Annotated in this window: 29 protein-coding genes; 22 read left to right on the top strand and 7 right to left on the bottom strand. The window is 52.3% G+C overall.

The window, feature by feature from the left end:
- Positions 1 to 371 precede the first annotated feature (371 nt).
- The 9 genes from HMPREF9098_RS00780 to HMPREF9098_RS00820 all read left to right on the top strand — a co-directional run bounded on the left by HMPREF9098_RS00780 (position 372) and on the right by HMPREF9098_RS00820 (position 8,636).
- Complete coding sequence (locus HMPREF9098_RS00780) at positions 372 to 692, top strand: DUF485 domain-containing protein (RefSeq protein ID WP_003781017.1); 321 nt, start codon at positions 372 to 374, stop codon at positions 690 to 692.
- Positions 689 to 2,377 (top strand): cation acetate symporter, encoded by a 1,689-nt coding sequence (locus tag HMPREF9098_RS00785; RefSeq protein WP_003781019.1) that lies wholly within the window; start codon positions 689 to 691, stop codon positions 2,375 to 2,377. Before HMPREF9098_RS00780 ends, HMPREF9098_RS00785 begins: the two co-directional genes overlap by 4 nt.
- A gap of 401 nt (positions 2,378 to 2,778) precedes the next feature.
- A complete protein-coding gene (gene ndk, locus HMPREF9098_RS00790) occupies positions 2,779 to 3,213 on the top strand; it encodes a nucleoside-diphosphate kinase (RefSeq protein ID WP_003781021.1) in 435 nt (144 codons plus the stop codon).
- 5 nt (positions 3,214 to 3,218) lie between these two features.
- On the top strand, positions 3,219 to 4,019 hold the full coding sequence (locus HMPREF9098_RS00795) for a substrate-binding periplasmic protein (RefSeq protein WP_081457140.1): 801 nt from the start codon (positions 3,219 to 3,221) through the stop codon (positions 4,017 to 4,019).
- Between the two features lie 104 nt (positions 4,020 to 4,123).
- Positions 4,124 to 5,218 carry a dual-specificity RNA methyltransferase RlmN gene (gene rlmN / locus HMPREF9098_RS00800; protein WP_003781023.1) on the top strand — a complete coding sequence of 365 codons (1,095 nt, stop codon included), beginning with the start codon at positions 4,124 to 4,126 and terminating at the stop codon, positions 5,216 to 5,218.
- Positions 5,215 to 6,021 carry a type IV pilus biogenesis/stability protein PilW gene (gene pilW / locus HMPREF9098_RS00805; RefSeq protein WP_003781024.1) on the top strand — a complete coding sequence of 269 codons (807 nt, stop codon included), beginning with the start codon at positions 5,215 to 5,217 and terminating at the stop codon, positions 6,019 to 6,021. Before rlmN ends, pilW begins: the two co-directional genes overlap by 4 nt.
- Complete coding sequence (locus tag HMPREF9098_RS00810) at positions 6,018 to 6,836, top strand: helix-turn-helix domain-containing protein (protein ID WP_003781025.1); 819 nt, start codon at positions 6,018 to 6,020, stop codon at positions 6,834 to 6,836. Before pilW ends, HMPREF9098_RS00810 begins: the two co-directional genes overlap by 4 nt.
- A gap of 94 nt (positions 6,837 to 6,930) precedes the next feature.
- Positions 6,931 to 8,196 (top strand): flavodoxin-dependent (E)-4-hydroxy-3-methylbut-2-enyl-diphosphate synthase, encoded by a 1,266-nt coding sequence (gene ispG / locus HMPREF9098_RS00815; protein WP_003781026.1) that lies wholly within the window; start codon positions 6,931 to 6,933, stop codon positions 8,194 to 8,196.
- A gap of 32 nt (positions 8,197 to 8,228) precedes the next feature.
- A complete protein-coding gene (locus HMPREF9098_RS00820) occupies positions 8,229 to 8,636 on the top strand; it encodes a hypothetical protein (protein WP_003781027.1) in 408 nt (135 codons plus the stop codon).
- A gap of 52 nt (positions 8,637 to 8,688) precedes the next feature.
- Here HMPREF9098_RS00820 and HMPREF9098_RS00825 read toward each other — a convergent pair whose 3' ends face one another.
- Complete coding sequence (locus HMPREF9098_RS00825; RefSeq protein ID WP_040564548.1) at positions 8,689 to 9,609, bottom strand: pseudouridine synthase; 921 nt, start codon at positions 9,607 to 9,609, stop codon at positions 8,689 to 8,691.
- 101 nt (positions 9,610 to 9,710) lie between these two features.
- Between HMPREF9098_RS00825 and HMPREF9098_RS00830 the strand changes: the two genes are divergently transcribed.
- The 5 genes from HMPREF9098_RS00830 (at position 9,711) to der (ending at position 15,135) form a co-directional block, all read left to right on the top strand.
- Positions 9,711 to 10,427: a DUF6585 family protein gene (locus HMPREF9098_RS00830; protein WP_115324730.1), complete on the top strand. Its 717-nt coding sequence runs from the start codon at positions 9,711 to 9,713 to the stop codon at positions 10,425 to 10,427.
- A 120-nt stretch (positions 10,428 to 10,547) separates the two neighbouring features.
- Positions 10,548 to 11,840 carry a histidine--tRNA ligase gene (gene hisS, locus HMPREF9098_RS00835; protein ID WP_003781030.1) on the top strand — a complete coding sequence of 431 codons (1,293 nt, stop codon included), beginning with the start codon at positions 10,548 to 10,550 and terminating at the stop codon, positions 11,838 to 11,840.
- Positions 11,841 to 12,434, top strand: coding sequence for a YfgM family protein (locus HMPREF9098_RS00840; RefSeq protein WP_003781033.1), 594 nt, complete (start codon positions 11,841 to 11,843; stop codon positions 12,432 to 12,434).
- A 57-nt stretch (positions 12,435 to 12,491) separates the two neighbouring features.
- Positions 12,492 to 13,523, top strand: coding sequence for a hypothetical protein (locus tag HMPREF9098_RS00845; RefSeq protein WP_050781208.1), 1,032 nt, complete (start codon positions 12,492 to 12,494; stop codon positions 13,521 to 13,523).
- Positions 13,524 to 13,665: 142 nt separating this feature from the next.
- On the top strand, positions 13,666 to 15,135 hold the full coding sequence (gene der / locus HMPREF9098_RS00850; protein ID WP_003781036.1) for a ribosome biogenesis GTPase Der: 1,470 nt from the start codon (positions 13,666 to 13,668) through the stop codon (positions 15,133 to 15,135).
- Positions 15,136 to 15,210: 75 nt separating this feature from the next.
- Here der and HMPREF9098_RS00855 read toward each other — a convergent pair whose 3' ends face one another.
- Positions 15,211 to 15,552, bottom strand: a complete 342-nt coding sequence (locus HMPREF9098_RS00855; RefSeq protein ID WP_040564131.1) for a YkvA family protein — start codon at positions 15,550 to 15,552, stop codon at positions 15,211 to 15,213.
- Positions 15,553 to 15,676: 124 nt separating this feature from the next.
- Here HMPREF9098_RS00855 and HMPREF9098_RS00860 point away from each other — a divergent pair, with 124 nt between their 5' ends.
- On the top strand, positions 15,677 to 16,075 hold the full coding sequence (locus tag HMPREF9098_RS00860; RefSeq protein WP_003781038.1) for a helix-turn-helix domain-containing protein: 399 nt from the start codon (positions 15,677 to 15,679) through the stop codon (positions 16,073 to 16,075).
- 136 nt (positions 16,076 to 16,211) lie between these two features.
- Complete coding sequence (locus tag HMPREF9098_RS11265; protein ID WP_232618033.1) at positions 16,212 to 16,355, top strand: MAPEG family protein; 144 nt, start codon at positions 16,212 to 16,214, stop codon at positions 16,353 to 16,355.
- Between the two features lie 32 nt (positions 16,356 to 16,387).
- Here HMPREF9098_RS11265 and HMPREF9098_RS11110 read toward each other — a convergent pair whose 3' ends face one another.
- Positions 16,388 to 16,672 carry an HNH endonuclease family protein gene (locus HMPREF9098_RS11110; RefSeq protein WP_050781209.1) on the bottom strand — a complete coding sequence of 95 codons (285 nt, stop codon included), beginning with the start codon at positions 16,670 to 16,672 and terminating at the stop codon, positions 16,388 to 16,390.
- Between the two features lie 223 nt (positions 16,673 to 16,895).
- Here HMPREF9098_RS11110 and HMPREF9098_RS00875 point away from each other — a divergent pair, with 223 nt between their 5' ends.
- On the top strand, positions 16,896 to 17,279 hold the full coding sequence (locus HMPREF9098_RS00875) for an MAPEG family protein (RefSeq protein ID WP_003781041.1): 384 nt from the start codon (positions 16,896 to 16,898) through the stop codon (positions 17,277 to 17,279).
- 279 nt (positions 17,280 to 17,558) lie between these two features.
- Here the strand turns inward: HMPREF9098_RS00875 and tyrS are convergent, their stop codons facing one another.
- The 4 genes from tyrS to yihA form a co-directional block, all read right to left on the bottom strand.
- Complete coding sequence (gene tyrS, locus HMPREF9098_RS00880) at positions 17,559 to 18,857, bottom strand: tyrosine--tRNA ligase (protein ID WP_003781047.1); 1,299 nt, start codon at positions 18,855 to 18,857, stop codon at positions 17,559 to 17,561.
- A 166-nt stretch (positions 18,858 to 19,023) separates the two neighbouring features.
- Positions 19,024 to 19,686, bottom strand: coding sequence for a hypothetical protein (locus HMPREF9098_RS00885; RefSeq protein WP_003781049.1), 663 nt, complete (start codon positions 19,684 to 19,686; stop codon positions 19,024 to 19,026).
- Positions 19,687 to 19,781: 95 nt separating this feature from the next.
- Entirely contained in the window at positions 19,782 to 20,252 is a 471-nt protein-coding gene (locus tag HMPREF9098_RS00890; RefSeq protein WP_003781050.1) for a hypothetical protein, read from the bottom strand.
- A 134-nt stretch (positions 20,253 to 20,386) separates the two neighbouring features.
- Complete coding sequence (gene yihA / locus HMPREF9098_RS00895) at positions 20,387 to 21,049, bottom strand: ribosome biogenesis GTP-binding protein YihA/YsxC (RefSeq protein WP_003781053.1); 663 nt, start codon at positions 21,047 to 21,049, stop codon at positions 20,387 to 20,389.
- 131 nt (positions 21,050 to 21,180) lie between these two features.
- On the opposite strand from yihA, the gene HMPREF9098_RS00900 reads away from it, so the two are divergent.
- The 5 genes from HMPREF9098_RS00900 (at position 21,181) to HMPREF9098_RS00920 (ending at position 25,090) form a co-directional block, all read left to right on the top strand.
- Complete coding sequence (locus HMPREF9098_RS00900; RefSeq protein ID WP_040564134.1) at positions 21,181 to 21,807, top strand: c-type cytochrome; 627 nt, start codon at positions 21,181 to 21,183, stop codon at positions 21,805 to 21,807.
- Positions 21,808 to 21,881: 74 nt separating this feature from the next.
- Positions 21,882 to 22,196, top strand: coding sequence for a hypothetical protein (locus HMPREF9098_RS00905; protein WP_003781062.1), 315 nt, complete (start codon positions 21,882 to 21,884; stop codon positions 22,194 to 22,196).
- A 128-nt stretch (positions 22,197 to 22,324) separates the two neighbouring features.
- Positions 22,325 to 23,659, top strand: coding sequence for a phosphoglucosamine mutase (gene glmM / locus HMPREF9098_RS00910; protein ID WP_003781063.1), 1,335 nt, complete (start codon positions 22,325 to 22,327; stop codon positions 23,657 to 23,659).
- Positions 23,660 to 23,701: 42 nt separating this feature from the next.
- Positions 23,702 to 24,364: a DedA family protein gene (locus tag HMPREF9098_RS00915; protein WP_003781065.1), complete on the top strand. Its 663-nt coding sequence runs from the start codon at positions 23,702 to 23,704 to the stop codon at positions 24,362 to 24,364.
- Positions 24,365 to 24,508: 144 nt separating this feature from the next.
- The gene (locus HMPREF9098_RS00920; protein WP_003781067.1) at positions 24,509 to 25,090 is read left to right on the top strand and encodes a dual specificity protein phosphatase family protein; all 582 of its coding nucleotides are present in this window, start codon (positions 24,509 to 24,511) and stop codon (positions 25,088 to 25,090) included.
- Positions 25,091 to 25,127 lie beyond the last annotated feature (37 nt).

The raw sequence follows: 25,127 nt of genomic DNA on the forward strand, positions 1-25,127 counted from the left end.
TGCTTTTAATTGAGTGGGCAAAAATGGGTGTGTAGATACAATATACGTCGTTGCTCTAAAAAACAGTTCAACAGAAAGTATTAAATATTTCATTTTTTATGGATTATGTTGTTATTTTTAAAATAAAATTTAAAAAGATGATATTTTTTTGCGAGGTTGCGACAATACGCAATTTAGCATAATTTTTTATCAGAATAGCTATTCGAATAAAGAAATATATGCAAGCCAAAATCATAACACATGTTATTCATTAAGCAGGCTGATGATGTTCATCTGAAAATAAAATTAGCCAAAATGGCCTCTGGGATTTTAAATTTCTCCATACCGGTTTGCCGGCTGAACACAAACACAAAGTAAGAGGAGATTGAAAAATGGATAAGCAGACGACGTCCAAAGTACTGTCGCATCCCAAGTTCCAAACCATGGCCAAACAGAAATCGATTTTGGGCTGGACGTTTTCCGCCGTGATGTTTGCGGTGTATACGTTGTTTGTCGCCTATCTCGGCATCGATCCACAGGCGTTTGCCACGCCCGTGTCCGAGGGCGGGATAACGACTTGGGGGATTTATATCGGCCTGGCCGTGATTATATTTGCGGTGGCGATTACCGGCATTTATGTTTATGTTGCCAACGGCCGTTTTGAAGAAACCACCCGCGAAGTGGTGCGCGAAGTAACGGAGGGGAAAAAATGAAAAAGATGAATAAATTTTATTTTGCCTTTGCAGCCTGCTTGGCCGCCAACGCAGCATGGGCGGCAGACGCTATTTCCGGCGAGGTGCAACAGCGTCCGCTGAATGTTCCTGCGGTGGTGATGTTTTTTATTTTCGTCGGCGCCACGCTGTTTATCACCAAGTGGGCGGCAAAGAAAAACAAATCGTCCAAGGATTTTTACACGGCGGGCGGCGGAATTTCGGGGTTTCAAAACGGTTTGGCGATTGCGGGCGACTTTATGTCGGCAGCGTCTTTCCTCGGCATTTCCGCCATGGTGTTCACGCGCGGGTATGACGGTTTGATTTATTCCACCGGCTTTTTGGTCGGTTGGCCGCTGGTGTTGTTCTTGGTGGCCGAACGGCTGCGGAATTTGGGCAAATTTACCTTTTCCGACGTGGTGGCCTACCGTTTGCAGCAAACGCCGGTTCGCCTTTTGGCTGCTTCCGGTTCGATTCTGGTGGTGATGCTGTACCTGATTGCGCAGATTGTTGGTGCAGGCAAACTGATTCAGTTGTTGTTCGGCATGAATTATCTGTCGGCCGTGGTCATTGTCGGCGTTTTGATGGTGGCGTATGTGTTGTTCGGCGGAATGTTGGCGACCACTTGGGTACAGATGATTAAAGCGGTGCTGCTATTGTCGGGCGCAAGTTTCATGGCTTTCGTCATTTTGAAGGCATCGGGTTTCAGCATGGAGCAGATGTTTGCCAAAGCGGTGTCCATTCATGAAAAAGGCAGCAAAATTTTGGAGCCGGGCGGTTTGGTGAAAGACCCGATTGATGCGTTGTCGCTCGGATTGGCTTTAATGTTCGGTACGGCCGGCCTGCCGCACATCCTGATGAGGTTTTTCACCGTGCCGGACGCGAAGGAAGCGCGTAAATCGGTGTTTGTCGCCACGGGCTTTATCGGCTACTTCTACATCCTGACTTTTATTATCGGTTTCGGCGCCATTATTTTTGTGACCAAGGACAATCCGAATTTCTTCGCGGAAATGGTGAAAGACGGCAAAACCGTTTATGAGATGATAGGCGGCAGCAATATGGCGGCGGTGCATTTGTCCGAAGCTTTGGGCGGCAATATGTTCTTAGGCTTTATTTCGGCGGTGGCATTCGCAACTATTTTGGCCGTGGTGGCGGGTTTGACCCTGTCGGGTGCTTCAGCGGTAAGCCATGACATCTATGCGTCGGTAATCCGCAAAGGAAAGGCCACTTCCCATGAGGAAATGCGGGTTTCACGCGCTACCGTGCTGATTTTGGGTGTTTTGTCGATTATTTTCGGCTTGATTTTTGAAAATCAAAACGTTGCCTTCATGGTCGGCTTGGCTTTTGCCGTGGCGGCTTCGGCCAATTTTCCGATTTTGGCACTGTCGATGTTTTGGAAAGGATTGACCACACGCGGTGCGGTTGTCGGCGGTTATACCGGCCTGCTATTGTCGCTGGTGATGATTATTTTGGGGCCGAGTGTGTGGGTTAGCGTGTTTCATTTCGAATCGCCCGTCTTCCCCTACGGTTCACCCGCCATTTTCAGCATCCCCGCTGCCTTTATTGCGGCTTGGCTGGCTTCAATAACCGACAAATCTGCCCGTGCCGAAGAAGACAAGGCCGGTTATGAAGAGCAGTATGTCCGTTCGATGACCGGTATCGGGGCGGAAAAGGCTTCCGACCATTGATGATGTTGTGCAAAGGCCGTCTGAAAACCGGGATTCAGGGTTTTCAGACGGTATTTTTGTGTAACCGCGATTTAATATAGGTATCTGTAAAGTTGCTTTACTTGTTGTGCAGGCTGAAAAAGGAGAGAGGACGGCATCTGGTGGTGATTCCTGCCTATATTGGAAACTTTGCTAGTGAAGAAGGGGCGTGTGGTTGACATTTTTATTAGTTTTAATTTTTTATATCCTGCCAGAGTGAGCGAAAAAATTCCACCAATTTCGCAAGTTGAGTTCCTGTACCGGAGGATCTATTCCAATCGGTGTATAAGGTTTGAAAATAGCTATTACAGCAGTTAAAATTTTGATAGAATAACTGCCATTTATCTCTAAAACTCTCTCGATAAGTCCCTGAAAGGATTTTTATGGCGATTGAACGCACCGTTTCCATTATTAAGCCCGATGCGGTAAGCAAAAATGTTATCGGCAAAATTTATGACCGATTTGAAAGTAACGGCTTGAAAATCGTGGCGGCAAAAATGAAACATTTGACACGCGAAGAGGCCGAAGCGTTTTATGCCGTTCATAAAGAACGCCCGTTTTTCAACGATTTGGTTGCGTTCATGGTGAGCGGGCCGGTAATGGTTCAGGTGCTGGAAGGCGAAAATGCGGTGGCTAAAAATCGTGAGATTATGGGGGCGACCAACCCGGAAAATGCTGCTGAGGGAACGATTCGTAAAGATTTTGCCCATAATACGAGAGAAAATGCGGTGCATGGTTCCGATAGTCTGGAAAATGCAAAAATTGAAATTGACTTCTTCTTTAATCCGGAAGAGGTTTATGTACGCACAATAGGTTGATTCAAATGACGTTGAGATTAGTATTGTCTGCTTGCGCGTGTGTGGCACTGTTGGCCGCTTGTGATTCATCGAAACCTGCGGCCGAAACGGCTGCACCGGCTGCAAAAAACGGCAAAGTTTACCGTGTGGTAACCGAAAGGGTGAAACCGCCGATGGTGGCGTATGTTGACGGCAAAATTACAGGTTTCGAGTACGATTTGCTGCAGGCGATTGCTGCCAAGAAGGGCATTTCTTTTGAATATCAGGTGGTGGATTCCAAGAAGGATTTGTTGCCTGCGTTGGAATCTGGCAAGGCGGATATTGCAGCAGGTGCGATTACCATCAATGACGAACGCCGTCAGAAAGTGAATTTTTCAGAGCCTATTCTGGATTATTCGGCGGCTGTGCTGGTCGATAAATCTTTGGCAGATGCCAAGAGTTTCGCTGATTTAAAAGGTAAATCGGTGGCGGTGGGGCGTGGCACGGTGTATGACAAGATGGCGGCCGATTATTTGGCTTCCGGCGATGGTAAAAACATAGTGTATTACGATACGGTGTGGGAACAGGTGAAAAATCTGCTCAACCATCAAACGCAGGTGGTGCTGGGTGACAGCCTGATTTTGGAATATTATTTGCAGCAGAACGGCAGCCATCAGGCGGTTTTTGTGCAAAACATTTCGTTCCCAAAAGAGAACTATGGTTTTGCGCTGGCCAAAAATAACACGGAATTGCAGCAGGAAATCAATGACGGCTTGGAAAAAATCCGTGAGGATGGAACGTATGCCAAGATTTATCAAACTTATTGGCAGAAAAACGAACAGCGTTAAAATTGCTTGATAAACAACAAAATAATTATATCTAAAATTTAAAATGACCAACCCTACCAAAGTGCAGGCTGCTTTTGTCTGCCTTTTTTCCAGCGCGGACTATAATGAAAACCAACCTGCTCAATTTTGATTTAAACGCACTCACCGAACACTTCGCGCAAATGGGCGAAAAACCCTTCCGCGCCAAACAGGTAATGCGTTGGATACATCAGGGCGGAGCGGAAAGTTTTGATGAGATGACCGACTTGGCCAAATCCCTGCGTGCCAAATTGCAGGAAAAAGCCGTAGTCGGTATTCCTGTGTTGATGGCGGCCCAAGAAAGCAGGGACGGCACGCGCAAATGGCTGCTGGATGTCGGCACGGGCAACGGCGTGGAAACCGTGTTCATTCCCGAGACCGAACGCGGCACGCTGTGCATTTCATCCCAAGTGGGCTGTGCGCTGGAATGCACGTTCTGTTCCACCGGGCGGCAGGGCTTCAACCGCAACCTCACCGCTGCCGAAATCATCGGCCAGCTTTGGTGGGCGAACAAGGCATTGGGCGTGACGCCGAAAAACGAACGTGTGATTTCCAACGTCGTGATGATGGGCATGGGCGAGCCGATGGCCAATTACGACAACGTGGTTACCGCGCTGTCCATTATGCTGGACGACCACGGCTACGGTTTGAGCCGCCGCCGCGTAACCGTGTCCACGTCGGGCATGGTGCCGCAGATGGACAGGCTGAAAGAAGATATGCCCGTCGCGTTGGCGGTGTCGCTGCACGCCTCAAACGACAAGGTGCGGGACGAAATCGTGCCGCTGAACAAAAAATATCCGCTCAAAGAGCTGATGGCAGCCTGCAACCGCTATTTGACCAAAGCACCGCGCGATTTCATCACATTTGAGTATGTGATGCTGGACGGCGTGAACGACAAACCCGAACACGCGCACGAATTGGTGCAGCTGGTAAAAGACACGCCGTGCAAATTCAACCTTATCCCGTTCAATCCCTTCCCAAATTCGGGGTACGAGCGTTCGAGTAACAAAAATATTAATATTTTCAAAGAAATTTTAATGGAAGCCGGCTTGGTAACCACCGTCCGCAAAACGCGCGGCGACGATATTGACGCAGCGTGCGGACAACTGGCCGGCCAGGTGCAAGACAAAACGAAACGCCAGGAAAAATGGCAGCAGATTTATTTGGAGACAAAACCATGATGAAAAATTTCTTCATCAAGAAACATTGGATTATTGCAGGCTGCATTATCGGCTTGCTGTCCGGTTGCGTTACCGAAGGTCCGGGCGCAACGTTGACCAAGTTCCGCAGTAGGACCAGCCGGGAAAAAAATGACGAGGCGGTGCGCATTAAGACGCAGCTGGCCGTGGAATATATGAATGCGCGTGATTACCGTGCGGCAACCGTGGCGATTGAAGACGCGCTGAAGACCAACAGCCGCTACGATATCGCTTGGTTGATTCGGGCGCAGATTTACCAGTTCCTGAAAGTGTACGACAAGGCGGAAGAGAGCTTCCAGCGGGCATTGTCGCTCAGTCCGAACGGTGCGGAAATCAACAATAACTACGGTTGGTATATTTGCTCAATTAAGAATAATCCGAATGCCGCGATTCCTTATTTTGACCGCGCGCTGGCCGACCCGACTTATCCGACACCTGAAATGGCGTATTTGAACAAAGGGATATGTTCCGCTAAAATGGGGCAGTTTTCTTTGGCAGATGCCTATTTCGAGCGCGCTTTGGGCATGAACCCTGACTTTATCCCCGTGTTTAAAGAACGCGCCAGGGCGAAGTTGCAAAGCGGCGATTTGAGCGATGCCGGTCGTTATTTCCGCATTTATCAAAGCAGGGTCGATCAGTTGGATGCCGATGCTTTGTTGCTGGGTTGGCGCTTATCGAAAGCCGAAGGGCAAACGCAGGCTGCTTTTGAATATGAAGCGCAACTGCGTGCCAATTATCCTTATTCAGACGAATTACACTCAATAAGTTCAGGAAGTACCGAATGACGCAACCACAAACAACAGAACAACCAGTCATCCAAACGCCCCAAGAGTTGGGCATGCAGTTGCGCATGCACCGCGAAAAGAAAGGATTGTCGATTGGCGAAGTGTCCGAGCGTTTGAAATTGCCGACCCGCCAAATCGAAGCGTTGGAAACGGGTGATTACGACTTGCTGCCGGAAACGGTATTCGTGCGCGGATTTTTGCGCAGCTACGGCCGTTTCTTGGACGTGGACGATCAGCTTTTGACGCAGGCGGTGGATAATATTGCCCCGCAAAAACAGGCGCGCTATGCCCCGCAAAATATCTCGTTGGCCGATCGCAAAGAAGGCAAATCTTTCCCGACTTGGATTTTCGGCGTGCTGGCGGCCATCGGCATCGGTTACGGCGTGTTTGTTTGGCAGAACAAATCGCAAACGGAACACAGTAAGCAGGAAGCGGAAAGCACGGTATTGGCGGCAAGCAATCCTTTGGCTGCTTCATCGGCCAGCATCAAAAATGCCAATGTGATTGTTAAGCCGATGGAGGCGAGCACGGCCGAATCGGCATCTGCGGCCAGCGCAACGGGCGTTGCCGGCGAATTGGTGATTAACACGCGTTACAGAACCATGTTGACCGTGACCAATGCTAAAGGCGAAGTGTTGATTAACCAAATCGTGCCGAGCCGCAGCGAACACCGCTTTACCGAAGGCGCGCCGTTTGAAGTGCGCATCGGTTATGCCAGCGGTGCCACCGCCGCGTTCAACGGGCAGGAAATCAACGTGAATGCCGCGCGCAAAGGTGGCAAAACCGCCGTATTTACTGCCGGCGAAATGCCTTAACCGTATCTGACCAGAGTGCAGGCTGCTTTTTGATTCCGCGATTCAAAGCAGCCTGCACTTAATATCATTATCCATCTTCATCACAACACAAACCATGTCCCACATCACCCGCCGCAAAACCCACCAAGTCCAAATCGACCATATTACCGTCGGTTCGGAATATCCGGTCGTCATCCAGTCGATGACCAACACCGACACCGCCGATGCCGCCGCCACCGCCGCCCAAGTCAAAGCGCTGGCGGATGCGGGCTCGGAAATGGTGCGGATTACCGTGAACACGCCCGAAGCCGCGTCCCAAGTGGCCGAAATCCGCCGCCGTTTGGACGATATGGACTGCGCTGTACCACTGGTGGGCGATTTCCATTTCAACGGCGAACGCCTGCTGGCCGAATTTCCCGACTGCGCCAAAGCCTTGTCCAAATACCGCATCAACCCGGGTAATGTGGGCAAAGGTGCGAAGGGCGACGAAAAATTCGCCTACATGATTCGGACGGCCGCCGAACATGATAAAGCCGTCCGCATCGGCGTGAACTGGGGCTCGCTGGACCAAAGCTTGGCCAAAAAGATGATGGACGCGAACGCGGCGGCTGGCAATCCGAAAACGCCCGAGGAAATCATGAAGGAAGCGCTGATTGTGTCCGCGTTGGAATCGGCGCAGAAAGCGGTGGATTTGGGCCTGCCGGAAAATAAAATCATCCTGTCGTGCAAAGTGTCCAACGTGCAGGATTTGATTACCGTGTACCGCGATTTGGGCAGCCGTTGCGCTTATCCGCTGCATTTGGGTCTGACCGAGGCGGGCATGGGCAGCAAGGGCATTGTTGCCAGTACCGCCGCCTTGTCCGTGCTGTTGCAGCAGGGCATCGGCGATACCATCCGCATTTCGCTCACGCCCGAGCCGAACGCATCGCGCACGCAGGAAGTGATTGTGGCGCAAGAGATTTTGCAGACTATGGGTTTGCGCTCGTTCACGCCGATGGTCACCGCCTGTCCAGGCTGCGGCCGCACCAGCAGCACTGTTTTCCAAGAATTGGCGCGCGATATCCAACAATATTTGCGCGAACAGATGAGCGTGTGGCGCTGGCAGTATCCCGGCGTGGAAAACCTGAACGTGGCCGTGATGGGCTGCGTGGTGAACGGGCCGGGCGAAAGCAAATTGGCCGACATCGGCATCAGCCTGCCGGGCACGGGCGAAACGCCGGTGGCGCCGGTATATGTGGACGGCGAGCGCAAGGTCACGCTCAAAGGCGACAATATGGCACAGGAATTTCTTGCCATTGTGCAGGAATATGTGAAAACCAATTACGGCGAAGGCGGCAAAAAACGCGCCAAAGCCAAAGTTATCCCGATACATGCGAAATAACGGATTCAACCGATTGACAAAGAAGGCCGAAAATGGAAGCAGGACAGGAAGATATTCAAAACGATTTGCGCGCATTGCTGCTGAAACTGTATTTGAAAAACAATCCGCAGATTGAACACAAGATTTTTATTTACAGCTATCACGGCGTGGTGGACGTGCAGACGAACCCGTTCCATTTCATCGGCGGCGATTTGTCCCGCGATGTGAAGAAGAGCCTGGTGCTGCAAAACCTGCCTTCCGGCGAGATGATGCAGGCGTTTATCAGCTCGGTCAAAATCGACAAACAGGAAAGTTTTCAGATTGAAAACACGGTGTTGTATGGCAACAAGGCGGGTGTGATTACCGAAATTTCGCTGAAGGGCGAGAAAATCGCCAAAACCGAAAAATACCGCCAATTCTTGCAGTTGGCCAAAAGCCTGTTGCGCCAGTTCAAGGACTGACGGACGATAAAAAGCAGCCTGCACTTTGAAACAACCAAGGTGCAGGCTGCTTTTATAGTGCCTGCCTGCTCTCAAACACGCGTTCTTCGCCCGAAATCGGGTCGATAAACCCAATGCTTTTCGCCAGCAGTTTCAGCGGTTTGGCATAATCTTCCGTGCCGGCGGGCAGCACGTCGGGATACAGCGCGTCATTCAGCAGCGGCATGCCCAGCTTCATCATGTGCACGCGAAGCTGGTGTTTTTTGCCCGTCAGCGGCTTTAATTCGTACAGGCTCACATCTCCGTGCATTTCCAGCAAACGAATTTCGGTTTGCGCGTTGGGCGTGCCGTCCACTTCCTGCGTCAGGAAAAACGATTCGCCGCGCACCAATCGGGATTGCACCGTCAGCGGATAAGGCAAATCTAGCCGTGTCGGGGCGAGCGCGTGGTAGGTCTTTTGCACGGTTTTTTCGGCAAACATCTGCTGGTACGCCGCGCGCGACGCCGGATTGTGCGACAACAGCATCACGCCGGCCGTGTCTTTGTCCAGGCGGTGCACCGGAGTGATGTCCGCCACGTTCAAATGCTGCAAATCCGCACGCAGGCGCAGGCGCGTCAGCAGGGTTTCGCGCAAAAAGCGGCCGCTGGGGATGACGGGCAGGAAATGCGGTTTGTCCACCACAATCAGGTGCTGGTCGATGTGCAGGATGTGCTCGTCAAACGGAATACGCGGCTCGCTTTCACGGCTGGTTTCGCGATAATAAAAAATGGTTTCGCCGGGCTGGAAGGACGCGTGTTCGTTGATGGGGCGGCCGTGCTGATTGACCACCATGCCGCTGTTCAGCCGCGCCTTCCATGCGGCTTCGCCCACGAACGGGAAGCGGGCGCACAAAAAATGCAGCAGCGGCTGGCCGTAGAACTGTTTGTCGTGCGGCAGCACCAGATAGCTCGGCTTCACGCCGTGGAGGAGGGGCAGGGGATTTTTCGCTTTCATGCCGCTCATTTTACAGAAAAAAGGCGGCAATATATAATCACGTTTTCTGTGGTGCAGGCTGCTTTTGAAGTGCAGGCTGCTTTTTTATTAAAAGGATGTTTATGGCGTCGCATTTGGGCGAATACCAATTTTCCATGCGCAAGGGCTATGGCCTGGTGGTGTTCTGGTTCCTGTTTTTCGGATTTCCCAATATTTTCCTGCTGGGCAGCTGGCTGGACGGCAATACCGATGCCCTGTTGTTTGCGCTGCTGCTGTGGTCGCCCGCGTTTTATCTGCTGGCCGACCGCATCCGTTCCCGCGTTCATGTGTATTCGCAGGGCTTGGTGCATCAGTCGCTGTTCACGCGCAAGGTCATTAAATTCACGCCCGCGCTGAAAATGTATATCCGGCGGATTCATGAGACGATATATGGCGTGAATGCGGCGCGGCACGTTTCCGTGCGGCTGGTGCAGAATAAAGTGGAAATGAAAATTCCGTCTTCGTTCCTGCATATGGAAGAGATGGTGCAGGTGCTGTTGGATTATCAGCAGGCATTCATGCTGCCTGCAATGGTGCAGGCGTTTAACGAAGGCAAAACGTTGAATTTCGGCGCGGTGAAGCTCAATCGGAACATGATTGCGGTGAACAACAAAAAATTCCCCTTCGATTTGCTGCGCAGCATTGAAATTGAAAACGGCGTGCTGCGCGTGTATTCCTATACCGATTCCGGCGGCTTGTTTCAAAAAGGCGCGATGTCTGCGGAGCTGTCGCAAATCGCCAATTTCGACATTCTGAATTATCTGATGACACCGCCCGAAGACGGTGTGAAAGTATATTGACCATGCGCAGGCAGCCTGCACACGGAAAACACGGTTGAACCGCCCGTATTCAGCCGTGTTTTCCGTTTCAGGCGGCGGAAAATCGGCTATAATCCGCCTATCGAATTTGGAAATACAAAAATGGGACACAAAATCCAATCCGTCAAAGGCATGAACGACCTTCTGCCCGTTGAACAAAAAGACTTCAAACTCACCGCCGCCTATTGGCAGGCCTTTGACAACGCCGTCCAAGCATGGACGCGCCGCTTCGGCTACGCCCAAATCCGCACCCCGATTGTGGAGCAGACCGGCCTGTTCGTGCGCTCCATCGGCGAAGAAACCGACGTGGTCGGCAAAGAAATGTACACCTTCTCCGACAGCAACGACACACTCAGCCTGTCCCTGCGCCCCGAAGGCACCGCAAGCTGCCTGCGCGCCGTGGTGGAACACAGCCTGCTGCACGCCGCACCGCAAAAACTCTGGTACATGGGCCCCATGTTCCGCCGCGAACGCCCGCAAAAAGGACGCTACCGCCAGTTCCACCAAGTCGGCATCGAAGCGCTCGGTTTTGCCGAACCCGATATTGACGCGGAAATTATTGCCATGTGCGCCGATTTGTGGCGCGAACTCGGCATTGCCGAACACCTCACCTTGGAAATCAACAGCTTGGGCAACCGCGAAGAGCGCGCCGCCCACCGCACCGCACTGGTGGCCTATTTAACGCAACATGAAGACAAACTGGACGAAGACAGCAAACGCAGGCTGCATACCAACCCCCTGCGCGTGCTGGACAGCAAAAATCCCGATTTGCAGGCCATCTGCAACGCCGCCCCGCGCCTGACCGACTACTTGGGCGAAGAATCGCGCCGGCATTACGATACCGTCAAATCGCTGCTGGACGGCTTGGGCATCCGATACACCGAAAACCCGCGGCTGGTGCGCGGCTTGGACTATTACAACCAAACCGTGTTCGAATGGACGACCGACAAACTCGGCGCGCAGGCCACCGTGTGCGGCGGCGGACGCTATGATGGGCTGATTGAAGAGTTGGGCGGCAAACCCGCCGCGTCCATCGGCTTTGCCATGGGCATCGAACGCCTGCTGCTGCTGGTGCGCGATTACGGCAGCCTGCACGCCGACAACGCGCCCGACGTATTCGTGATGCAGCAGGGCGAAGGCAGCACGCTGGCCGCCATGCAGTATGCCGCTGCGCTGCGCCAAGCGGGATTTAACGTTGCCCAGTTTTTGGGCAGCACCAAATTGAAAAACCAGTTCAAACGCGCGGACGACAGCGGCGCAAAATTCGCGCTGATTATCGCCGAGAGCGAGCTGGAAAACCGCCAGGTTACCCTGAAAGATTTACGCGGCGGCAAAGGGCAGGTTACCGTGCCCGCCGCCGAACTGATTACGCAATTAACACAATGGAGTGCATAAATGTCCGCGCATCATGACGAACAACAAGAATTGGAAAATGCCAAACACCTTTGGAGGAGGGGCGGCAAATGGGTTTTCGCCCTGCTGGTGGCGGCGGCGCTGGCGTATTTGGGCAACTCGATGTACCAAAGCCACCTGCGCGGTAAAAACGAAGAAGCCGCAACGGAGGGGATGAAGGTTCAGGGCGATTATGCCAAGCTGACCGAATTGCAAAACCGCTTCAAAGACAGCCCTGCGGCCGCACAAAGCAGCCTGCAAACCGCCTTGGCGCTGTTTAACGCCGGCAAACTGGACGAGGCGGCAAAAGCCTACCAATGGGTGCTGGACACGCAGAAAGAGCCGGTGCTCCAAGTGTCCGCCGCGCAGAATTTGGCGAATGTGCTGGTGGAACAGAAAAAATTTGACGATGCCTTGAAAGTGCTGAATCTGACCGTGCCTGCCGAATTTGAGCCGCTGCTGAACGAGAGCAAGGGCGACGTGTTGGCCGCGCAGGGCAAAAAGCAGGAAGCGGCGGCGGCCTATAAGGCGGCGCTGGACAAGCTGCCCGAAGATTCGCTGAGCCGAGAGCTGGTCGAAGCAAAATTGAGCCAGTAATGCATGTGCAGGCTGCTTTCGATGTCCGAAAAGCAGCCTGCACTTCAAAGGAAGATGATGGATAAAGCCAAACCTTTTTCACCGGACGAAGTGGCCAACATTGCCGATGCCAGCCGCAGGATGCGCGTCACCGTCGATGCGTTCAATCAGGCCATGAACACGGAAGATTTCGATACGGGGCGCGAAATTGCCGAATTTGTGCTGGGCGATGAAATGCCGAACCGGCTGTTCAAAATCGGCTTCCAATGGCATTGCCTGAATTGGCTCACGAATTATTACCGCAACAGCTATGTCCAAAGCGAGGAAGATTCGCCCGAAGCGGACGCGGCGTTGCGCCATTTGCTGAACACGGCATGGAAATACAAATGGGTCGTGCCGAAGCTGCCGTACGACACCACCGTGTCGCGCGAGGAAATCGAGCAGGCCAACCAAGCCATGCGCCAGCTTTACGACGACTTCCAATGCAGCCGCGAGTCGGTGGAAAAAGCATTGACCGAGCAAAGCATCCTGATGGGCGATGTGGCGGCGGCGCGCGAGCATTTCGCCCTTTGGCAGGCTGCCGAAGCCGATGATTTGAGCGACTGTCCCGCCTGCGAACAGGATTCTTTGGTGCAGTATTACCATTTCATCGGCGATTATGCGCAAGTGCTGTCCTGCGCCGAACCGATTTTGTCGGGCGAATTGAGCTGCGCCGAAGTGCCGCACATCACGTATCAATACGTGGTGGACGCGCTGATACGCACCGGCCATCCCGAACAGGCGGAAGAATTGTTGGAGGAAGCCTTTGCGCTGATTACCGAATCGGACGAAGACAACGTGCGCCTGCTGCCGCCGCTGATTTTGGCCGCTTCGCAGTTGGGCAGGCTGGATTGGGCGGAAGACTGGCTGGATGAATACAGCGACGATATTTTCGCTACCATTTCCAACAACGATTTGCCGTATTTCGACTATATTACCTGCATCGTGCCGCTGAAAGACGACGCTTTGGAAAATGCGCAGCAAGTGGCGCAAGAGCTCGACCAGCGCAACGGCAACAGCTATTATCAAGACAAATTGACATTGCTTTTCCAAAAAACGATGTTGCATTAAACCCGAGTGCAGGCTGCTTTTGGCAACTTGAAAAAGCAGCCTGCACCCTCTTTTTTATCAACCCCGTGTTTCCAAAGACAACCGAAACACCTGCTCGCCGCCCGAACCCGCGTTCAGGCAGCCTGACACAGAAAGAACCCCTATGAAACCCACCATCGCCCTAGTTGGCCGCCCCAATGTGGGCAAATCCACCCTGTTCAACCGCCTCACGCGCACCAAAGACGCGCTGGTGCACGACCTGCCCGGCCTCACGCGCGACCGCCACTACGGCCACGGCAAAGTCGGCAGCAAGCCCTATCTGGTAGTGGACACCGGCGGCTTCGAGCCCGTGGTGGATAGTGGCATTTTGCACGAAATGGCGCGCCAAACCTTGCAGGCGATAGACGAAGCCGATGCCGTGATTTTTCTGGTGGATGCGCGCACCGGTCTCACGCCGCAAGACAAAATCATCGCCGACCGCCTACGCCAATCGCCGCGCCCCGTGTATCTGGCCGTGAACAAAGGCGAGGGCGGCCGCCGCGACGTGCTGGCCGCCGAATTTTACGAGCTTGCCTTGGGCGAGCCGCACGTCATTTCCGGCGCGCACGGCGACGGCGTGTATTACCTGATGGAAGAAGTGCTGGAAAACTTCCCCGAAGCCGAAGAAGAGCAGCCGGAAAACAAACACCCCGTGTTTGCCGTCATCGGCCGCCCGAATGTGGGCAAATCCACGCTGGTGAATGCCATTTTGGGTGAAGAGCGCGTGATTGCCTTCGACATGGCGGGCACCACACGCGACAGTATTCACATCGACTTTGAGCGCGAAGGCAAGCCTTTCACGATTATCGACACCGCAGGCGTGCGGCGGCGCGGCAAAGTGGACGAAGCGGTGGAAAAATTTTCCGTGATTAAAGCCATGCAAGCGGTGGAGGCGGCGAACGTGGCCGTACTGGTGCTGGACGCGCAGCAGGACATTGCCGACCAAGACGCGACCATCGCAGGCTTTGCGCTGGAAGCCGGCCGTGCGCTGGTGATTGCCGTGAACAAATGGGATGGCATTTCCGAAGAGCGGCGCAACGACATCAAACGCGACATTGCCCGCAAACTCTATTTCTTGGATTTTGCCAAGTTCCACTACATTTCCGCGCTGAAAGAACGCGGCATAGACGGCCTGTTCGACAGTATTCAGGCGGCTTATGACGCGGCTTTCATCAAAATGCCCACGCCCAAAATCACGCGCGTTCTGCAATCGGCCATCGAACGTCAAGCCCCGCCGCGCGCAGGGCTGGTGCGCCCCAAAATGCGCTATGCCCACCAAGGTGGCATGAACCCGCCCGTGATTGTGATTCACGGCAATTCGCTGTCCGCCATTTCCGACAGCTACACGCGTTACCTCACACAGACCTTCCGCAAAGCCTTCAACCTGCAAGGCACGCCGCTGCGGATTCAGTACAACGTGGGCGAAAATCCGTATGAAGAGACCGCTGAGAAAACCAAAAACAAACCCCTGCGCCGCGCCACGCTGAGCAACCGCATCGCCAAACGCGAAAACCGCAAAGACGAAAAAGTACGCAACAGCGGCGGCAAGAAGAAACAGCGACAGGTGAGCGTGAAGAAACGGCATCAGTCGTGAAGTAGTAGCGATAAAAGGCAGCCTGAAACGGTTTTCAGGCTGCCTCTGTGTTAATGTGTAGCATAAGATTATTATTCAATCAAACCACTGCTTTAATTTTTCTTGTGCAAATTCCTTATGTTCAGGTTTGATATATAAGGACACTGCTGCCAATGCAGCTACTAGTACTCCAACATCATCTGTATAACCTACCGCTGGGATAACATCGGGAATTACATCAACAGGTAAAATAAAATAACCTAATGCGCTATAAATAGTTGTTTTTACCCATGTAGGTATAGGATTTTTAGAATCCTCAGCACAAGCATACAAAGTTAATACAGGACTAAGAACACTCTCCCCTATTGTTTTTGAATATTCTTTTATCTTATTCCACAAACCTTGTTCTGAATATTCGTTTTGATATTGTTCAGACATTTTTAATTCCTTGAAATCAATGATTAAAGGATTATTATAAAAATAAAACAGTACACAATCCATCATCATATGGTTTACAATTTACCCAATTTGTGTATTTTCACCACCACGAAAGAATAAAGAAATGAAAACCTACGAAAAAATCCGTCTAATCCGAGAAATCAAACAATGGTCGCAAGAACAAATGGCGGAAAAATTAGAAATGTCTGCCAATGGTTATGCAAAAATTGAACGAGGCGAAACGAAACTCACTTTGCCACGTTTACAAAAAATCGCTGATATTTTTGAAATGAATTTAAACGAATTGGCTCAGGAAAATGAGCAAAGTTTTATGGTTGTCATTGGTGAAAACAGCACTTATTGCACTAATATTCACACTAGTATAAGTAGTGGAAAAATTAACGAGCTCATTATAGAAATTGAAAAACTTAAACTTATGCTTGCTCACAAAGACGAACTGCTCGCTCAAAAAGAGCGCGAGCTGATTGCCAAAGAAGAAATCATTGCGTTGCTCAAACAATAGTTTTATCCAGTTTAATAGAGATATCAAATTTTCAGGCTGCCTCTGCATCACGCCAAAGGCAGCCTGAAAACTATCCGCGCGCAATATCGGGCGTGCCCACGCGCACGTCGGCGTTTTGGGCGCGATGGCGCAGGGCGTGGTTAATTTCTGGGCGGCGGTGTTTATTCTGTCGCGCGCTGCGTTTGTTTGGTGCTATGTACAGGATAAGGCCACGCTGCGCTCGCTGGTGTGGGGCGTGGGCTTTTTGAGCATTATCGGATTGTTTGTGGCGGCGTTTTAATCGGCCGAAAAAAGCAGCCTGCACTTTATATTTCAAAGTGCAGGCTGCTTTTGGTAAGTGTATTCTGGGATTTTGCTCCTTCCGCTTTGAATCGCTTTTAGCTGCTCAGGCGAGAATTGTGAACGGCTAATTTTTCCAGAATTGATTTGTTCGCGCAAATCCCGCGTTGCCATCCGCATCTGTCCTATGCGGTCAGTTGCATAAAACACTTTCTGATTAAGGCGGGTATCGTGTTTGGCAATATCGTCAAAAATGGGGAATCCTTTATGGTCAAAAACCACGCCGCTATCAGGATGTTTTCTGCCTGCATATCTCACATTGGGTGCAAATGCTTGGATTTCCCGTTGTTATTGCTGTCTTTTTTTGCAGCCTGCGCTGTCGTTACCACGCGCTGCCTGCTAGGTTATCGCGTAATGCACATTCAGGCCGATGAAGTTTGAATGATAATGGCAGGATTTTGTGTTATGCTGGTTGCGTGTACGGATAATAGCGTGCAGGCAGCCTGCACTTTTTTATGTTGATATTTTAAGGAGATATATCATGACTTTTGCGTATTTCAGCATTTTGCTGCTGGTGTTTTTGAACCTGTTTTGCGCGGCGTATGCCAAAAAACGGGCGGGATTCCGCGGTAAGGACAACCATAATCCGCGCGAATTTCTGGCGCAGGTGTCGGGCAAGGCGGCACGGGCAAATGCGGCGCAGCAGAACGGCTACGAAATCTTTGCGCCATACGCGGCGGCGGTCATCATTGCACATGCAACGGGCGGCGCTTCGCAGGGCGTGATCAATTTCTGGGCGGCGGTGTTTATTCTGTCGCGCGTCGCGTTTGTTTGGTGCTATGTACAGGACAAAGCTGCGCTGCGCTCGCTGGTGTGGGGCGTGGGCTTTTTGAGCATTATCGGATTGTTTGTAGCGGCGTTTTAATCGGCCGAAAAAAGCAGCCTGCACTTCAAAACGAAGAAGTGCAGGCTGCTTTTATTTGGGCAGAACACGGTGGAATAGTTATAGTGAATTAAAATCGCAATGATACGGCGTTGGCTCGCCTTGACGTACTACTTGTACGCCTTGCGGCTCGCCGCCTTGTCTCATTTTTATTTTAATCCACTATATTTGCTTGCAATGTGGCATCACAGAAAAGTGCAGGCTGCTTTAAACATACGCCAAAAGCAGCCTGCACTTTCTATCTTTTTGAAATAACGTTGATTATTCCCACACCAGCAATGCGTGATTGCGTTTGCCGCGTTTGATAATCGTGTATTTGCCGAAGCGTTTGTGTGCGTCGGTCAGCGCGTATTTGTCGTCGGGTTTTTCGGGCGCAAAGTCCGGATTGTTTTCCACTGCGGCTTCGCCGTTCAGCAGCACCGCGCCGCTTTGCACGAATCCGCGCGCTTCTTTGTTGGACTGCGCCAAACCGGCTTTCACCAGCACTTCCACCACGTTCGGCGAACCGGAAACTGTGATGCAGGGCAGACCGTCCAGCGCGAGTTGGGCGTAATCCTGTTCGGTCAGGCTGCTTTCGTCGCCGGAAAACAGGCTGTGCGTGATGCGTTGCGCGGCTTCCAGCGCGGCTTCGCCGTGAATCAGGCGCGTCATTTCTTCGGCGAGGATGCGTTGCGCTTCGGGTTTTTTGCCGCTGGCTTTGTCGTCCGCTTCAATCTGGACGATTTGCTCGATGCTCAGGAAGGTGAAGTATTTCAGGAATTTATACACATCGGCATCGGCCACTTTGAGCCAGAATTGGTAGAACTGGTAGGGCGAGGTTTTTTTCGCGTCCAGCCACACTGCGCCGCCTTCGGTTTTGCCGAATTTGGTGCCGTCCGATTTGGTGACCAGCGGCAGCGTCATGCCGTGCACGGTTTTGCCGTTGAGGCGGCGGGTGGTTTCCGTGCCCCAGGTAATGTTGCCCCATTGGTCGGAACCGCCGATTTCCAGTTGCACGTTGTGGCGTTTGTTTAATTCGGCAAAATCATAGCCTTGCAGCAGGGCATAGGAAAATTCGGTGAACGAGATGCCTTGGTCTTCGCGTTCAATGCGCTGCTTCACAGATTCTTTGGCGAGCATGGCGTTCACGGAAAAATGTTTGCCGATGTCGCGCAGAAAGTCCAAGCAGTTCATGCTGCCGAACCAATTGGCGTTGTTTTCCATAATGGCAGGGTTTTCGCCGTCAAATTTCAGGAAGGGTTTGAGCTGGTTGCGGATGCTTTCCACCCAGCCTGCCACGGTTTCGGGTGTGTTCAGGCTGCGTTCGGCGGCTTTGAAGCTGGGGTCGCCAATCATGCCGGTGGCACCGCCCACCAGGGCAACGGGGGTGTGGCCTGCGTTTTGGAAGCGGCGCAGCACCAGCACGGGCAGCAGATGGCCGATGTGCAGGCTGTCTGCGGTGGGGTCGAAGCCGCAATAGAGGGTGATGCGTTCTTGGTCTAATAATTGGGAGAGTTCTTGGATATCGGTGCTTTGCGCGATGAGGCCGCGCGCTTGGAGGTCTTGTAATAATGCGTTCATCGGATACTTTCTGTAAAACGGATAAGGCAGCCTGAACAGCAGAATGTCCGTTGCAGGCTGCCTGAATCATCAAACGGACGGATTTTAGCGGATTTTGAAGTGGCAGGATAGTTTGTGCGGAGTGCAGGCTGACTGCAACGGTTTTACCGCATGGTCGTCTTGGAAATTAGGGTTTTGTTGTTGGCGCGCTGGCATCAAGCTGGTTGTGGTTTAATAATCGGCATTTATCAGTTGTTCCTTGAGACCACTTCCAGCCTATACTAGGAGAAAAAAGATACCCCTGCCCACCGCAACATGCCGTACGGGATAAATGATTGAGCGTTGGGCAGGATTGATGGTGAACAAATGACATATTTGGCAATGTTTCCTTATCCGGCGCATTCTTCAGGTTTAAAAGGTCCAAATAGTTTCGTTCGACCACATCGATTCCGTCAATGCCGTAATCAATAAAAGAATTTTTGCTGTTATTATAAAACAGCAGATTATCGGATACGGACACTTCTATACCTGAAAGGGGCGCCGTGGTCGAGCGATAAAAAATCCTTTCCCTGTCGTTGATTCTGGCAATCACGTTTCTGTTTTGTAAAATGAAAATTTCATTGTCTTTCGCATACAATATTTGAAAACCATTGACATCGACCACCTTCGCCTGCGCCATCGCTTGTTTGGTCTCCTCATCGGCAATCAGGTTGACCATCGATTCAAAATCGGCAATTGTTTTTTGCAATTCCGTTTCTTTGAGGAGGTTGCTGTCTCTAATCTGAACCTGATGCGCGCATGATGCGAGAAGAAAGATGGCAGTTATCAAAAATAGTCGCTTCGGATTCATATTATCCGCCTCCCAATTAAGCCAATTTCATTAGATTGCCTATGCGCTTGCCGATAGCCGCCTGTCGCTTCATGTGAAAGCAGCCTGCAACGGTGCTACTGCATGGTCAGCTCGAAAATCAAGGCTTGGGGGTTGGCACACGAGGTTAGGTCAATGATGCGCGAAAAATACCGATTTTGCTGGCGAACGCGCAGTGAGAACCCTCTTCTGTCCTTTGCTTCGCTAAATGTGCATTCGCTAAGGTCAAACCTCTGCCGCACCCGCCCGAATGCGCCGTACAGAATCAAAGAGTTCGGCGTGGTTTTGGCGAAGGTACGCGTGGTTAGCCCGAACCAATAGTACTCGGTCATCCACAACCAAAACAGGATAAGCGGTATTGAAATCAGCATCTGCCGCACACTGCTCGCATTCGAAAACGACGGTAATAAAATTAGGATAAATCCCATTACGGTAACGACTGTCAGCACGTAAATCGTCATGATTACCGTACCGAATCCGGAAACGCTATAAAACGTACTGTCGCCCTGCACTCGCACACCGCCGAGCTGCATGAGAGCAGCCTGCATAATATCATCAGTGGAGCTGTGGACGGGTTTCGGGGAGTGTGCGGTTTTGCGCAGCTGACGACGGGAACTGGATTTCAGATGATTCATGGCAAATGGAGCGGTAAAAAACGGATTGCGTTGCAACATGCAGATAATTATACGCGATTCGCCGCGCTTTCAGGTTCGGGCGGGCAATCGGATTCGCCCTCTTGCACGGAAGCGGCATGGTCGAACCATGATTGGACAATGTGTTCCACTTCTTCGATGCCTTGTTTTTTCAGGCTGGAGAAAAGCTGCACGGTAACGGTTTGCCGCTCGGTAAAAGGTTTTAATGCTTTTTTGACGGACGACAAGGTTTTGATTTGTTCATTCTTGGATAATTTGTCTGCTTTAGAGAGTAGGATGTGCACGGGGCGTTCGGTTTGGGCGAAAAAGTCCAGCATTTGAATGTCCAGCGGTTTGAGCGGATGGCGGATGTCCATAATCAGCACCAAGCCGAGCAGGGAAGGGCGTGTTTGCAGATAGTCGCCCAGCAGTTTGACCCAGTGCGCGCGGATGGCTTCAGGCACTTGCGCGTAGCCGTAGCCGGGCAAATCGACCATGAAATGCCCGTTGCTCAGCTCGAAAAAATTGATGTGCTGCGTGCGGCCGGGTGTTTTGGAAACATAGGCCAGGCGGACATGGTTGCATAATGCGTTGATTGCGCTGGATTTTCCCGCATTGCTTCGGCCGACAAAGGCAATTTCGGCGGCGGTGTCGGGCAAATCTTTCAGATGATTGACGGTGGTAAAAAATTTTGCGTTGTGAAATAAGTTCATGGCTGGTAAAGTTATGTGAATTTGGTATAGAATACCACGTTTATTCGATTTTCGGTTTATCCGGTTGCGAAACCGGTCAATATAACAATAAAAGCAGTGCAGGCTGCTTTGCTAATTTGGGGGCATTTTCCATGAAACTTTCTCTTATTCTTGCTGCTTTGACATTGGCAGGCGCGGCATCGGCTGCTCCTGTGGATTTGGCAAAAGGCAAACAAATCGCCGAAAGCATCTGCGTGGGCTGCCATGCGGCCGACGGCAACAGCAATATCGCCATGTATCCGCGCGTGGCAGGCCAGCACGCGGCATATATCTTCAAGCAAACGGTGGATATTAAAGCCGGCACGCGCACAACCGGCGCATCTGCCGCCATGGCGCCAATGGTACAAAGCTTGAGCGATGACGACATCCGCAACGTTGCCGCGTATTATGCGCGCCAACAAGCGAAACCGGGCGAAGCGAATCCGAAAGAAAACATTCCTTTGGGCACCCGCATTTACCGCGGCGGTTTGGCACAAAAAGGCGTTCCGGCCTGTATGTCCTGCCACGGCCCGACCGGTTCCGGCACACCGGGCGGCGGTACTGATGTGGCGGCGTATCCGCGTTTGGGCGGACAACACGGCACTTATGTGGCCGACCAGTTGCGCGCATACGCCCAAGGCAAGCGCACCAGCCCGAACAGCATGATGGAAGATATTGCCAAACGCATGAACGAAGATGAAATCAAAGCGGTCAGCAATTTCATTCAAGGCTTGAAATAATTGGAAACATAACGTGCAGGCTGCTTTTGTATATCGCAAAAAGCAGCCTGCACTTTTGTCGGACGGGTTTTATCATGACCACCAAATACCACAACGCGCGCATTTTGAGCATTCAGCATTTGCCCGAGCAGGACAAACTCCTGGTGCGCTTTGCCGACCACGACGACTGGGAAATCGACAGCGTGGTCGATTTTTCTTTCAACGGGTTTTATCCACAAAATATCCTGTTTCATGTAACCGAATACCGCCTGGCCGACCTGCCGGCCAAGATTGCCGCCGAATTCCCCGTGTTGTCCTATTATTTGCACAGCGGCGAAGAATGGCAGATTTTCCATTTGTCGCCGCAGGCCGGGTTGGGCGGCATCATCGTGTGCGCCACATTGGGCTGATGGATCCGGGCGTGGCGGAAAATATAAAAAACAGTAAAGTCGCCCGTAGGAATATGGCGTAAAACGCCGCTTTTCTTTACAATATCCTTATTATTTCCGTTATCACATAACAACAAGGAGCGCAGCGCATGGCAAGAAAATATTTTGGCACAGACGGTATCCGTGGTGAGGTGGGTCAATTCCCCATCACGCCCGATTTCGTGATGAAACTGGGCTGCGCTTTCGGCCGTGCGCTGGTAAAAGCGGATGCCGGCCACACGCCGACCGTGATTATCGGCAAAGACACGCGCATTTCTGGCTATATGCTGGAAACTGCGTTGGTGGCCGGCTTCACGGCGGCCGGCGTGAGCGTGGTGCAGACCGGCCCGCTGCCCACGCCGGGCATTGCCTATCTGACCCGCGCCCTGCGTTTGGACGGCGGCGTGATGATTTCCGCATCGCACAACGCATTTTCCGATAACGGCATCAAATTTTTTGCCGAAGGCGGCGTGAAATTGAGCGACGAAATGGAGCTGGCGATTGAAGCCGAGCTGGACAAGGAAATGCAGACGCTGCCTTCGCGCCAATTGGGACGTGCCAAACGCATCAGCGGCGCGGACGACCGCTATATTGAATTCTGCAAATCCACTTTCCCCGCCAACATGAATCTGCGCGGCCTGAAACTGGTGGTCGATACCGCCAACGGCGCAGGCTACCACACGGCGCCGAAAGTGTTTCACGAGCTGGGCGCGGAAGTCATTTCCATCGGCAGCGAGCCAAACGGCTACAATATCAACGACAAAATCGGCGCGACCTATCCCAAAACCTTGCAGGCTGCCGTGCTGCAACACGATGCCGATTACGGAATCGCGCTGGACGGCGACGGCGACCGACTGATGATGGTCGATAAAAACGGCGTGGTGTATGACGGCGACAAACTGATTTATGTGATTGCCAAAGCCCATGCGGCGCAAGGTTTGGCGTTTGGCGGCGTGGTCGGCACGGTGATGAGCAACCTGGCCATGGAAAAAGCATTGCGCGCCAGAGGCATTGAATTTGCGCGCGCCAAAGTGGGCGACCGCTATGTACTGGAACAGCTTTTCCAACGGCAATGGCTGATTGGCGGCGAGGCTTCGGGACATATCCTGTGCCTGGACAAGCACAACACGGGCGACGGCACGATTTCCGCCTTGCAGGTGTTGGCGTCGCTCAAAATATTGAAGCAAGATTTGCACGAAGCGATTGACTGGCAGCCGTATCCGCAAACCATGATTAACGTCCGCATTGAAAAAGGCCAAGGTTGGCAAACGGCATCGCAGGCTGCTTTGCAGGCGGTGGAACAGGAATTGGGCGAACGCGGCCGCGTGGTGTTGCGCGCATCGGGCACGGAACCCGTGGTGCGCGTGATGGTGGAGGCGGAATCCGCCATATTGGCAGAGAAGGGCGCGGAACGCATTGCGCAGGCCATCCGCGCAGGCAGCTAATCCGCACGTTATCTTCAAACAGATTAAGAACATACACACATTATGCTGGGTTTATTAGAAACTTTTTTCCAACAATTCGGTTATTTTGCGGTCTTTTGGGTATTGGTATTGTGCGGTTTCGGCATTCCGATTCCGGAAGACGTGACGCTGGTGGCCGGCGGTGTGATTTCCGGCTTGGGCTATACCAACGTGCACATTATGTTTGCCGTGGGCATGGCGGGCGTGTTGGTGGGCGACGGGCTGATGTTCCTGCTCGGCCGGCATTACGGCGAACGCATTTTGCGCTCCAAAATCGGCACGCGCCTGATGCCGCCCAAACGCTATGCCCAAGTACAGAAAAAATTCGACCAATACGGCAACCGCGTGTTGTTCGTGGCCCGTTTCCTGCCCGGCCTGCGCAGCCCCATTTTCCTTACCGCCGGCATGAGCGGCCGCATTTCCTTTTGGCAGTGGCTGCAAATGGACGGCTTTGCCGCGCTGATTTCCGTGCCGCTTTGGATTTATCTGGGCAGCTACGGCGCAGAAAACAAAGACTGGCTGATGTTGCAGGTGCACCGTTTCCAGCACGGGTTGTTCGCCGTGTTGGGCGTGGCAGCCGTGTTTTTGATATGGCATTTCTGGCGCAAACGCGGCCAGTTGCTGGAACGCAAACGCGCATTGCTGGAAAAGCGACGCCAACGTAAAGAAAAACGCCGCCAGAAATAAACCCCAAAAAGCAGCCTGCACCTTGTCGAATTCGAGTGCAGGCTGCTTTAACGGTTGATGCGGCAATGCTGACCCGATACGCTGCCCAACTGTCCAAAGCAGCCTGCACTTTTTCCATTTCATAGAAAATATAGAAAGCACCTCATGAAACACACACTCATTTTAAGCCTGATGCTGGTCGGCATGACCGCCTGCACCGCCGCGCCCACGCCCCAAACCTCGCGCCCGGCGCATTGGGCGCAAAGCGTGAAAGCCGATGCCAACCTGCACCGCGTGGACGACAAACTATACCGCAGCGAGCAGCCGATTGCCGACGATATTGCCGCCATCAACGCCGCGCAAATCCGCACCATTGTCAATCTGCGCTATTTTAATCGGAACAGGAACAACGACCTTTTCGCCCAAAATCCGCACATCCGCCTGGTGAACCAGCCACTGCTGACCTGGCGTGTCCGTCCCAAAGATTTGGCCGCCGCCCTGTATCAAATCGAGCAGGGGCAGAAACACGGCGCGGTGCTGGTGCATTGCTACCATGGTGCCGACCGCACCGGCATCGTGATTGCGTTTTACCGCATGATTTACCAAAACTGGACGCTGGCCGATGCCAAAGCGGAAATGCTGCAAGGCGGCTTCGGCTATCACAGCGTGTGGAAGAATCTGGAAAACCTGTTCACCGAAGAAACGCTGGCTGAGGTGAAAACCGAATTGGCCGCATTGCGCCGATAAACAAAGTGCAGGCTGCTTTTGGGCGACAGAAAAGCAG

Source organism: Kingella denitrificans ATCC 33394 (assembly GCF_000190695.1).
Classification (GTDB): Bacteria; Pseudomonadota; Gammaproteobacteria; order Burkholderiales; family Neisseriaceae; genus Kingella_A; species Kingella_A denitrificans.